The organism is Micromonospora sp. WMMD1082, assembly GCF_029626175.1.
In the GTDB taxonomy this organism is placed as follows: domain Bacteria; phylum Actinomycetota; class Actinomycetes; order Mycobacteriales; family Micromonosporaceae; genus Micromonospora.
In genome coordinates, this window is record NZ_JARUBM010000002.1 from 1079899 (window position 1) to 1091551 (window position 11653).

General features: G+C 72.2%; 10 protein-coding genes and 1 tRNA gene. 1 reads left to right on the plus strand and 10 read right to left on the minus strand.

Annotation, left to right across the window (positions count from 1 at the left end; all coding sequences use genetic code 11):
* Nucleotides 1-68: 68 nt before the first annotated feature.
* From O7615_RS05150 to O7615_RS05185, 8 genes are all read right to left on the minus strand, one after another.
* Complete coding sequence (locus O7615_RS05150) at nucleotides 69-1529, minus strand: choice-of-anchor M domain-containing protein (protein WP_278176128.1); 1461 nt, start codon at nucleotides 1527-1529, stop codon at nucleotides 69-71.
* A 141-nt stretch (nucleotides 1530-1670) separates the two neighbouring features.
* Nucleotides 1671-2570 (minus strand): anchored repeat-type ABC transporter permease subunit, encoded by a 900-nt coding sequence (locus O7615_RS05155; protein WP_278176129.1) that lies wholly within the window; start codon nucleotides 2568-2570, stop codon nucleotides 1671-1673.
* Nucleotides 2570-3301 (minus strand): anchored repeat-type ABC transporter ATP-binding subunit, encoded by a 732-nt coding sequence (locus O7615_RS05160; RefSeq protein ID WP_278181973.1) that lies wholly within the window; start codon nucleotides 3299-3301, stop codon nucleotides 2570-2572. The genes O7615_RS05155 and O7615_RS05160 overlap by 1 nt, the downstream gene beginning before the upstream one ends.
* Nucleotides 3302-3366: 65 nt before the next feature.
* A complete protein-coding gene (locus O7615_RS05165) occupies nucleotides 3367-4242 on the minus strand; it encodes a choice-of-anchor M domain-containing protein (RefSeq protein ID WP_278181974.1) in 876 nt (291 codons plus the stop codon).
* Between the two features lie 112 nt (nucleotides 4243-4354).
* Nucleotides 4355-5932: an anchored repeat ABC transporter, substrate-binding protein gene (locus O7615_RS05170; RefSeq protein WP_278176131.1), complete on the minus strand. Its 1578-nt coding sequence runs from the start codon at nucleotides 5930-5932 to the stop codon at nucleotides 4355-4357.
* A 116-nt stretch (nucleotides 5933-6048) separates the two neighbouring features.
* A complete protein-coding gene (locus O7615_RS05175) occupies nucleotides 6049-6705 on the minus strand; it encodes a choice-of-anchor M domain-containing protein (protein ID WP_278176132.1) in 657 nt (218 codons plus the stop codon).
* Between the two features lie 31 nt (nucleotides 6706-6736).
* The gene (locus tag O7615_RS05180) at nucleotides 6737-7423 is read right to left on the minus strand and encodes a choice-of-anchor M domain-containing protein (RefSeq protein WP_278176133.1); all 687 of its coding nucleotides are present in this window, start codon (nucleotides 7421-7423) and stop codon (nucleotides 6737-6739) included.
* Nucleotides 7424-7586: 163 nt separating this feature from the next.
* Nucleotides 7587-7667, minus strand: a tRNA-Leu gene (locus O7615_RS05185).
* A gap of 101 nt (nucleotides 7668-7768) precedes the next feature.
* Here O7615_RS05185 and O7615_RS05190 point away from each other — a divergent pair.
* The gene (locus tag O7615_RS05190; RefSeq protein WP_278176134.1) at nucleotides 7769-9595 is read left to right on the plus strand and encodes a hypothetical protein; all 1827 of its coding nucleotides are present in this window, start codon (nucleotides 7769-7771) and stop codon (nucleotides 9593-9595) included.
* A gap of 9 nt (nucleotides 9596-9604) precedes the next feature.
* On the opposite strand, the gene O7615_RS05195 is transcribed toward O7615_RS05190, so the two are convergent.
* Complete coding sequence (locus tag O7615_RS05195) at nucleotides 9605-10930, minus strand: NAD(P)/FAD-dependent oxidoreductase (protein WP_278176135.1); 1326 nt, start codon at nucleotides 10928-10930, stop codon at nucleotides 9605-9607.
* Nucleotides 10931-11083: 153 nt separating this feature from the next.
* A complete protein-coding gene (locus tag O7615_RS05200) occupies nucleotides 11084-11650 on the minus strand; it encodes a hypothetical protein (protein WP_278176136.1) in 567 nt (188 codons plus the stop codon).
* Nucleotides 11651-11653: the final 3 nt, after the last annotated feature.

Consider the following 11653-nt stretch of genomic DNA (forward strand, 5'->3'; position numbering starts at 1 on the left):
GGTGGCACGGGCCGGGCGGCGGCGGTCGTCTCCGGTGCCGCCGCCCGGCCCGCCATCAGCGCGGTCGCTCAGATCGCGGTGAGGGTGAGGGTCGCGGTGTAGGTGCCGGGCGCGGTCTCCGTCGGCAGCCGCAGCCGTAGCCCGGCGGAGAGGGTCGCGGTCCCCCGGCCGGCACCCGAGGGCGCCGAGCCGAGCACCGCACTGCTGCTGAGACCGCCACCGAGGTACGGCTCGACGGCCGGCCCGGCGACCACGCCCTGTCCGGCGGACTGGTTCACGACCTGCGGCGCCCAGCCGAGGTGGCCGGCGCTGAAGGTGCTGCCGTCGGCGCTGGCAAAGTCCTGCGGCAGCTGGCCGGAGGCGCTCCAGCCCGGAGTACCCGTGCGGGTGTCGGTGACGGTCACCGGGCGCAGGGATCCGTCGCTCTCCCAGCGGTCACCGGCGCTGGACAGCTGCGCGGGCGGCAGGACGACGCTGCGGTCGTCCGGGTCGACGCTGATCACCAGGGCGCCCTGCGTCGGGTCGATGGAGGCGGTGATGGTCTGCGACGTGCCCGGGTCGGCCGGCGGGAAGGCCACCCAGAGCCACACCTCTTCGCTGGTGGCCACGACGGTGTGGTTGTCGTCGTAGAGCTTCACCTGATACTCGCAGGCGTTGAGTTCGCGGGTGGCGGTGAAGGTGTAGGTCGGGCCGGCCTCGCCGGGGATGACGGCAAAGGCGTCGGTGCCGGGGCAGCGGCTGAACCAGTGGTAGTGGTCCAGTTCGGTCTGCGGAGTCTGCACCGCCCGCAGGGTCACGGTGTCGCCGGGCTGGTACTCCTCGGCCATGCCGTTGATGGAGAGCACGGTCTCCGGGCCGGTGCCGTCGAGTTCGCCGACGACGAAGGAGTAGTCGACCGGTCCGGTGCTGACCGCGGTGCCGTCGGTCAGCGTCGCGTCCGCCTGGAAGGTCAGGGTGTAGGCGCCCTCGGCGTTGAACGCCCAGTTGGCGTGGGCGTGGGTACGGATCGGCACGTCGATGGCGTCCGGCAGGCCGTCGTCGCTGCGGAACTTGACCAGCGGGCCGCCGAAGGTGTCCTGGGTGAACACCGAGACCGCGCCGGGCCCGTCGACGTCGACGAGGCTGAGCCGGACCTTGTCGCCCGCGAAGGTGCCACTGCCGAGGGTGGTGGTGTTCCAGCCGGGCCAGAGCAGGTTCTGGTTCTGGGTCAGCGGGAGCAGCCAGATCTGGGATCCGGCCGGCCCGAGGAAGGCAAACCGGGGGTCGTCCGGGATGGGCATGGCGGCCTCGGGCAGCACCTGGAAGATGACGTCCGCCGGGTCCCGGGTCACCGCCGGGCTGACCGTGTCGTCGTGCACCTTCAACGACAGGACACCGCCGTCGTAGTGGACGTCCACCGCGTCGGTGTGCCCCTTGGACAGCACCACCTTTTCCGCGGCGCTCGCCGCGGGCGGCGCGAGCGCGATCCCGGCGGCGATCACCGCCCCGCCGATCAGGGCCGCGAGCCCGCGGGCACCTGTTCTTCTCATCGTCTTTCCTCTCCTCGCCCGCACCGGCCGGCGCGGGACGTGGTCGTGATCCCGACCAACTTATCGGAAATGATTTTCATTATCCCATCGCCCGTTCGGGCATCTCTGGCCGGGCCGGCGTCTCTGGCCGGGCCCGGAGACCTACGACGTCCCGGTGCCGACCGCCGGTCGACGGCCGTACCGGGTCCGGAGCCCGCGCCAGTGCCGGGCGAGCAGGCCGTGCCGGGGGGCGAACAACCACGCCGCCAGGAACACCGCGGTCGCCACCAGCACGACGGTGCCCCCGACCGGCAGGTCGTAGCTCCACGACAGGTACAGCCCGACCAGCGCCGACCCACCGCCGATCAGCGGGGCGAGCAGCATCATCACCGCCAGCCGGTCGGTGAGCAGGCGGGCGGCGGCCGGTGGGGTGATCAGCAGCGCGAGGACGAGGATGTTGCCGATCGTCTGTAGCGAGATCACCACGGCCAGGGTGACCAGGACGTAGAGCACGATGTCGAGCCAGAACACCGGCAGCCCCACCGAGCGGGCCATCTCCCGGTCCAGACTGACCGCGACCAGCTCCTTGTGCAGCAGGAACACCACCGTGAGGATGGCCAGCCCGGTGAAGCCGACGGTGTAGAGGTCCCGGTCGGGGATGCCGGTGATCGAGCCGAACAGGAACTGCTGCAGCGATCCGGCGTACCCGGGCGCCCGCGAGATGATCACGATGCCGAGGGCGAACGCGGCCACGAAGAAGACCCCGATCAGCGAGTCCTCCCGGACCCGCCGGTGCTGCGCGAACACCGCGATCAGCAACGCGGTCACGATGCCGGCCACCGCGCCACCGAGCACCAGGCTGCCCTGCACCACGAAGGCGATCGCCAGCCCCGGAAAGACCGCGTGCGCCACCGCGTCGCCGATGAACGCCATCCCGCGCAGCACCACGTAGCAGCCGACCACGCCGCAGACCACACTGGACATCACCGCGATGGCCAGCGCCTTGGGCAGGAAGGCAAGGTCCGGATTGGTCAGGTCGGTGAGGAAGTCGATGATCGACATCAGTCGGCCCGCACGATCCGCAGCAACGGCGAGCGGTCACTCACCCCGAACGTACGCATCCACAGTTGCGGATCGCACAGCTCCTCCGGCCGGCCGTCGGCGATCACCCGCTGGTTCAGCAGCACCAGCCGCGAGCAGGACTCCATCGCCCCGATCAGGTCATGGGTCGTCATCAGCAACGCCTTCCCCTCCCCCGCCAACCCGGTGAACAGGTCGCCGAGCAGTTCCTGGGTGGGCAGATCCAGCCCGGTGAACGGCTCGTCCAGCAGCAGCAACGCCGGCTCCAGCGCGAGCGCGCGGGCCACCAGCACCCGCTGCCGCTGCCCGCCGGAAAGCTCACCGACCGGTCGGCGGCGCAGGTCACCCAGGCGTACCCGGTCGATGGCCTCGGCCACCGCCCGCCAGTCCGCCACCCCGGGACGGCGCAGCAACCCGATCCGGCGGGTACGACCGCTGAGCACCGCCTGCTCCACGGAGATCGGGAACTCCCAGGCGAACTCGTGCCGCTGCGGCACGTAGCCGATCAGCGACCGACCGGGCCGGCTCGGCGCACCCGCCACCAGCACCCGCCCGCCCCGCGCCCGGACCAGCCCGAGCACCGACCGCAGCGCGGTGGTCTTACCGGCGCCGTTCGGGCCGATCAGCCCGACGAGTTCGCCCGGATCGACCCGCAGCCGCACCCCCCGCAGCACCGGCCGGCCGCCGAGGTCGACGTCCAGCTCCTCCACCATCAGGGCGCTGGCGCCGACGGGGACCGCGTCGTTCCTCGGCACCGCCGGGGCGAGATCCGACGCACTCACGCTGCGGACCCCGTCGCGCGCTCCCGCTCGGCGCGGCGGCGTACCGAACGGCCCCGCAGCACCACGACGAGCAGCGCCACCGCCAGCCCGCCCGCCACCACGACCAGGCCGGCGACCAGCCACGGCCCGCTGCCGCCGTCGCCCTCGCCGGCCCCCTCACCGGGTGCGGCCGGCGGCTCCGGGTCCACGACCGCGCCCGGCCGCGCGGCAAGGGCCTCGTCGGTGCTGGTCGCGTCGCCGACGGCGAACCGCAGGTGCCGGGTCACGGAGGCCCGCTCTCCGTTGATCAGGTCGGCGCTCACCCGCACCGCGAGCAGGTAGACGCCGGGAGCGGTGAACACCCAGTTGGCGTGGGTGTGCGTGTTGACCTCGACCCACATCGGCTGCCCGGGCGGCTCGGTCGAACGCCACAACACCTGCGGCTCGCTGAACGTGCCGGCCTGCACGTACATGACGACCTCGCCCGGCCCGTCGACGCCCGCCAGTTCCAGCGTCACGCCGCGATCGATCGTCCGCATCACCTGCGGGTCCTGGGTGTTCCAGCCGAGCCACACCACCTGCGGATGCTGGATCTGCGGCACCACGTGCACCGGCGAGCCGGCCGGTACGCCGAGGAACCCGTACGCCGGGTCCTCCGGGACGGTCTGCACGGCCGCGTCCGTGACGTGCAGCACGGTCCGGTCCGGATCGCGCCACACCGCCTCGGCCGCGTCGTCGTGGATCAGCAGCGTCCACTCGTCGTCGACGTACCGGGGCCCGAGGTCGACATGACCGGCGCGCAGCACGGCCGGTTCCCCGGCGACCGGCTGGTCGGGGGCGATCGACTGGTCCAGCGCCGGGTCGGGCGACGCGGGCTGGCCGCCGAGCACCACGCCGGGTGGGGCGGCGAGCGCCGGGCCGGGTGGGCTCAACACCGTCAACAGGACCACCGGTACGACGGCCCGGACGACCGCCGTCAGGCGGGTCACCTTCACGCTCTTCTCCTCATCTCGCCAGGCAGTCCCGCAGCGACTGGGCGTTGAACCGCATCATCTGGACGTAGCTGGTGACCCGGTCGTCGAAGGCATCGCCGTAGATGTCACAGACGCGCACGTCGAGCGACTCGGCCACCTCGGTCAAGGTCGACGACCGCGACCGCAGGTTGGGCTCCAGGAACACCGCCGGCACCCGCAGGTTGCGGATCGTCTCGGTCAGCCGGCGCCGGTCGGCCAGGCTCGGCTCGGCGGCCGGGTGCGGGGTGACGAAGCCCGAGATCTGCACGTCGTACGCCGCACCGAGGTAGCCGAACGCGTCGTGGGTGGTGATCAGGTGCCGGCGACCGGGTGGAATCTGGGCGATGGTGTCCCGCACGTGGCGATCGAGCGCCTCCAACTCGGCGATGTAGGCCGTCGCGTTGTCCCGGTACTCCGCCGCCCCGGCCGGGTCCACGCCGGTGAGGGTGTCCCGGATCAGCTCCACGTAGGAGATGGCGTTGCGGACGTTCTGCCACAGGTGGGGGTCGATCTCGCCGTGCACGTGCTTGCCGAGCACCGCCTGCGGCAGCTGATGGATCTGGGCGCCGGGACGGCCGAGGAACCGGAACGCCCGGTCGGCCGGCACCTGGGCGAGCGCCTTGTTCGGCACCTCGATGACCGTGCGGGCCGGGTCGTGGATCCGCTGGTGCGCGTCGCCGCTGCCGTGCGGGTCGGCGAGCAGGTAGAGGGCGGGCTCGCCGCGTACGGCGGCATCCAGGTCGACGGTGATGTCGGCGTGCCCACCGTGCAGGACGTCGGCGCCGACCATGCCCGGCACGCTGTGCGGATCGACACCGACGGCGAAGGTGAAGGTCTGCCCGCCCAGCGGGACGGGCCGAGCCTCGGGGGTGACCGCGAGCTGCGCCGACAGGGTCAGCCGATAGCTGCCGGGCTCGGTGAACGCCCAGCTCATGTGGGTGTGCGCGTCGGGCGGCAGGGTGGCGGTGTCGTCGCGGTAGCCGGTCGCCGCGTCGAAGCCGTCGGCCGAGTTGAGGTAGATCGCCGGGTTGCCGAACGACTCGGTGAGGTAGGCGGCCAGCACACCCGGTCCGCTGACATCGGTGGCGTGCAGCAGGACGTCGGAGGCCCGGTTGGCACCGTGGGCGGCCCCGCTGCCGCGGACCCGCATGCCGAGCCAGATGGTGTCCAGGGCCACGTCCTCGACCAGCGGGATGATCTCGGCGGCGTACTTGACCGCGCCCTCGGCGAGCGAGATGTTCGGTACACCGTCCCGCAGGTTGGCGTCGAGCGCCTTGATGACGGCCTGCTCCTCCAGCAGCAGGTAGTTGCTGAAGGCGACGTCGGCGTAGACGACGTTGCGGACATCGCGCAGCGACGGCTCGTACGCGTGCGGGTCGGCGCCGTCGGGCACCAGTGCGCTGACCACCACCCGCTCGCCGCCGACGTTGCCCACCAGGTCACGCAGGATCCCGGTGGTCGTGACGACCTGGAGGCGCGCGTCGTGGTCGCTCAGGACCGCACCGTCGACACAGCCGGCCAGGCCGGTAACCAGCAGGGCCGGCAGCACCAGCCGCAGCGCACGACGCACCGCTCACCACCTCCTCGGGACCGGCAGACCGTACCACGTAAATGAGAATGGTTATCGGATGCGTATAGGTGGCGGGCGGCGTGGGTTGCCCACCCGCCACCCGCCACCCGCCGGGATCAGCCGACCGCGAAGGTGAACTGCTTGGTGGTGCTCACCGTCTGGCCGTTGGACGCCCGCACACCGCTGACCGTGAACGTCGCCACGTACGTGCCGGCCACGTCGAAGCCCCAGTTGACGTGGGCGTGCGTGTTGCGGTTGACGGTGAGGCTGTCCGGCAGACCGTCACCGCTGTCGAACAACACCGTCGGGGTGCCGCCCGAGGCCGTGAAGACGCTGAAGCCGCCCGGGCCCTGCACCCCGGTCAGCGCGAACGTCACCCGGTTGAGCTGCAACGCGCCGCTGGCGACCTCAGTGGTGTTCCAACCGGCCCAGAGCAGACCGGCGGTATTGGTCTGCGGCAGGATGTACGCGTACCCACCGCTGCCGAGGAACGACCACGCCGAGCCCGACGGCACCGCCTGGCGCGCGGCGGGCGGCACCCGGAAGACCACGGTCGACGGATCCCGCTCGATCGGGGTCGAGCCGGTGTCGTCGTGGACACTGACCACGATCGGCCCACCGGCGACGTGGTTGACGTCGATGATGTCGACGTGACCGCTGGTCAGCTCGATCACGGAGGCCCGCGCCGGGGTGGCCACCGCGAGCGCCAGCACCCCGGCCAGCATGGTCGAGGCGGCACCGGCCAGCCAGCGGCGAGCCGCGAGGTGGTTCATCACACTGTCCCCTCCCGTCATGAGTCCCACGTCAGGGCAGCACGACGAATCGCAGCTGGACCGAGTCGGATTCGACGACGGTCGTGGTGCCGGCCAGGGTGGCGCTGGCCTTCGCCTTCAGCAGGTAGACACCCGGCTTGCTGAAGGCCCAGTTGGCGTGCAGGTGGTCACCGACCGGCAGGTCGACGACGTCCGGCAGCCCGTCGCGGCTGTTCGTCAGCACGCTGGGCTGCCCGAAGAGGTCCTCGGTGTAGACCGCCACGTGCGCGGAGCTGGGGGCGCTGACCAGCTGCTGCACGGTCAGGTCGATCGAGTCACCGGCGAAGACACCCTCCTCCAGTTCCTCGGTGGCGATGCCGGCGAAGAGCAGGTCCTCGTTCTCGACCTGGGGCAGGATCCAGACCGGCGAGCCGGCGGCACCGAGGAAGGCGAACGCGGGGTCGGTGGGCACGGTGGTCCTGGCCTGCGACTTGACCACGAAGACCACGTCGGAGTGGTCGCGGTGCGCGGCGGGCTCGACGCTGTCGTCGTGTACGCCGAGTTCCAGTTCGCCGTCCTCGTACTCCACGTCGATCACGTCGACGTGCCCGGCGGAGAGGACGACCGGCAGCGTGACGCCGTGCGCCTGCGCCGGTGCCACCGAGCCGACGAGTGCCGCGATCATCGCGGCACTGGTCACCAGCGCGCCCGTGACGCGTCTGCGGGTTGCGGTCAGCATGAGACGAACTCCTGTTCCGTGATCCCCAGTGGACCACGATTGGAAATGGTACTCATTTTCAACTGATCGCGATAGAGCGGTGCCGTGCGGAGACACGGGATGATGTCGACGACCGCGGCGCGCTGCGGATGGGCCGCTGCCGAGGCGGAGCGGAGGTGCGGGGTGCCCGGGGCGGGGGTCGAACCCGCACGCCTTGCGGCAGCCGCTTTTAAGGCGGCCGTGTCTGCCTTTCCACCACCCGGGCGGGTGACACCGACGCGCCGGCACGCAGGGTGCAGTGCCACGGTAGCGGGTTCGTGGCCGCTGCGGCGTCCCCCACCGGCCACCGCCACTAGGGTCAAGGCCGTGAGCCGCCCCGCACCCCGCGCCTACGCCGACGACGTGGCCGGACGGGCGGACCGCACCCGCGAACGCGTACGCCGGTGGCGGCTGGACCGGCTGGTCCGGGCCGTCGCCCGGCACCGGACCGACCTGTTGGTAGGGCTGATCTTCGCGGCGCTGGCCGGGGTGCTCACCCACGGGCTCTGGCCCGATCCGACCGGGCGCACGCTCTCCCTCAACCCCGAGGACCAGGTGCTCTACGAGTGGTTCCTGGCGGTCGACGCACGGGCGGTGCTGGGCGACGTCGGCCTGTTCACCGACCGGCTCAACGCGCCCGACGGGGTGAACCTGATGGCCAACACCTCGGTCATCGCCCTCGGTGTGCTGTTCGCCCCGGTCACCCTGCTGTTCGGCGCTCCGGTCACCTTCGCCCTGCTCGTGGCGGCCAACCTCGCCGGCACCGCGACCGCCTGGTACCTCCTCTTCAGCCGAACGCTGCGGGCCCACCGGGCGGCCGCGACGCTGGGCGGGGCGCTGTGCGGCTTCGGTCCCGGGATGGTGTCGCAGAGCAACAGCCATCTGCACATGACCGCGCAGTGGCTGCTACCCGCCATCGTCTGGCTGGTCGTGTGCCTGCTGCGGGCCGCCGCCGACCCGCCGGGTGGTCCGGACCGGCGCCGGCTGCTCGCCTCGGCGGCAGGGCTCGCCGCCACCGTCTCGGCACAGGTGTTCATTGGCGAGGAGGTGCTCTTCCTCGGCGCGCTCACCCTGCTCGTGATGGCGGTCACGGTGATCGCCGTGGAACGCGAGCTGGCCCGTCGCGCGCTGCCCGCCTTCGCCGCCGGGATGGCGCTCGCCACCGCGCTGGCTCTGCTGGTGCTCGCCCGACCGCTGTGGTTCCAGTTTGCCGGGCCACTCGGCGTCGCCGACGGCATGTTCAGCCCGCACTACTTCTCCGCCGACCTGCGCAGCTGGTGGGCGATCTCACCGCTCTCCCTCGCCGGGGACGAGCGCTCGGCCGCGCTGAGCACCGGCCCGGCGGAGTACAACACCTTCCTGGGTTGGCCGCTGCTGGTGGTCACCGCCGGATGTGCCGTCTGGCTGGGGCGCCGCCCGCTGGTGCTGGCCTGCACCGCCGGCATCCTGGTGATGGGCGCGCTCTCGCTCGGCCCCGAGGTCGTCGTCGGCCGGGAGGGCACCGGCGTGCCGGGGCCGTACGCCCTGCTGGCCGGGCTGCCGGTGGTCGACGGTGCGCTGCCGATGCGGTTCGCCCTGGCCGTACCCCCGTTGGCGGCGACGATCCTGGTGCTGGCGGTCGACCGGGCGCTGCGGGCCGGCGGACGCCACCGGCGCCTGGCGCTGGCGGCGGTCGGCGTGGCGCTGGTGCCGGTGGTACCGGCCCCGCTGCCCACCGCCGAGCGCCCGCCGGTGCCGGAGTTCGTCACCGCCGGCCACTGGCGGGCCTGCGTCGACCCGGGCGGCGTGCTGGTGCCGGTGCCGCTGGCCACGCCGAAGGAGCCCTGGCCGATGCGCTGGGCGACGGCGGCGAACGCCGGGTTCGGCATGCCGGAGGGCTTCTTCATCGGCCCGCACGGCCGGCACGGCACCGCCGCCATGGGCGTCGCCCCGCGGCCCACCTCCGCGCTGCTGGCCGAGGTCGCCGCGAGCGGCCTACGGCCGGTCGTCGGTGCGGAGCGGCGCGACCAGGCCGCGGTCGACGCCCGGCACTGGGGCGCCTCCTGCGTGGCGCTGGCGGTCACCACCCCGCACGCCGACAGCCTGCGTCTCACGCTGGAGGACCTCTACGGGCCGTCGACCCGGATCGCCGACGCCTGGTTCTGGCGGGTGTGAGGCCGTTCCCTACGGCTTCGCCCGCGGCTGGGACGCCTCGGCGAACTCCTCGCGCGGGTCGTGCAGCTGGCCGAGCGCCACCACCTCACGCTTGAGAACGAACGCCAGCGTCCAGTCGACCACCACCCGGACCTTGCGGTTGAAGGAGGGGATCCGGCTCATGTGGTACGTCCGGTGCATGAACCATGCCGGCCAGCCGGTCATCTTGATGCCGTAGACCTGCGCCACGCCCTTGTAGAGGCCGAGGCTGGCCACGCTGCCGGCGTGCTTGTGCTTGTAGGCGACCGGCTCCCGGCCCCGGATCACGGCCACGATGTTGTCGGCCATCCGCTGCGCCTGGCGCACCGCGTGCTGCGCGCTCGGCGAGCAGTAGTTGCCCGGCGGCTTGGTCAGATCCGGCACGGCGGCGCAGTCACCCGCGCTCCAGGCGCCCTCGACCACGCGGTCGCCGTCGACCACCTGCAACGTCGGCCGGCAGGTGACCCGGCCGCGCTCCTCGCGGGGGAGATCGGTCGCGTCCAGCATCGGCGACGGCTTCACCCCCGCCGTCCAGACGATGGTGTCGGCGCTGAAGCTGTCACCGTCGGAGAGTTCGACCACCCCGTCGACGCAGGACTCCAGGCGGGTGTCCAGCCGGATGTCCATGTCCCGCTTCAGCAACTGCTGCACCGTGTAGGCGCCCATGTCCCGGTCGACCTCGGGCAGCACCCGTTGGGTGGCCTCGACGAGCACCCACCGCATGTCCGACGTCCGCAGCTCCGGGTAGTACCGCAGCGCGTCCCGGGCCATGTCCTCCATCTCGGCGAGCGCCTCGATGCCGGCGTACCCGCCCCCGACGAAGACGAAGGTCAGCGCCCGGCGGCGCACCGCGAGGTCGGTCGTCGCGGCGGCCACGTCCAGCCGTTCGAGGACGTGGTTGCGCAGGTAGATGGCCTCACCGATGGTCTTGAACCCGATGCCGTGCTCGTGCAGGCCCGGGATCGGCAGCGTCCGGGAGACCGAGCCCGGTGCGACCACGATGTGGTCGTACGTGATCTCCCGAGGCGGGCCGATGATCGGCTGCACGACGGCGGTCCGGCTCGCGTGGTCGACCCGGGTCACCGCACCCGCCACCACCGTGCACCGGCGCAACTCGCGACGCAGCGGCACCACGGAGTGCCGTGGGGAGATGTTCCCCGCCGAAGCCTCGGGCAGGAACGGCTGGTACGTCATGTGCGGCTGGGGGTCGACGACGATGACCTCAGCCTCACGGGAACTCAGCTTCTTCGACAGGCGCAGCGCCGCGTAGAGACCGACGTGCCCGGCGCCCACCACAAGGATCCGCTTCGGATTCACGCCTACCATCTTTCCCCCACCGGTAGCACTAATTCCGCTCGCGGCCCCGTTCTGTGACCGAGCACAACCGCTGTGACCCGCACGACTCCGACGCCGGGACCACGCGCTCCACAGCGGAAAGAGCCACCCCGTGGGCCCCCCGCGTCCCGCCGGTCACCTGCGTCGCAGCAGCCCGGCCAGCAACGCGGTCACCCCGACGGCGAGCAGCAGACCGGCGATCGTGACCGCCTGCCAGCCACCGCCACCGGCGGCCACGCTGGAGAGTTCGAGCAGCAGCACCCCGAGCACCGACGTGGCGAGCAACACGCCCGCGGCGCGGGTGAGCCAACGCACTATCACGTCCGGATCCACCACGGCGTCGTACGGCAGCACCGCGACGAGGGCGCACAGCGTGTGCGTGAGATAGAGGGCGACGGCCACCGCCATCAGTCGCCAGAGCGCGATCGGCCGGTCGTACCCGTCGGTGGCGAGCAACCAGCCGACGACCGTGACCAGCGCCGCGAAGGTCGGCCAGAACCGGCGTGGCGCCAGCGCGGGCAGCACCGCGACCGCGACCAGCGGGCCCAGCGCCTGCCCGGCGACGACCTCGGCGGGGTACGCCAGCAGCAACCCCACCAGCGCGCTGAGGAAGATCCCTATCCGCACCACCACGGGAGTCGCCGAGATCCGGCCGGCCGCCGTCCGCCACGCCCGGGCACGCTCGGTGACCGTCCCGATCATGGT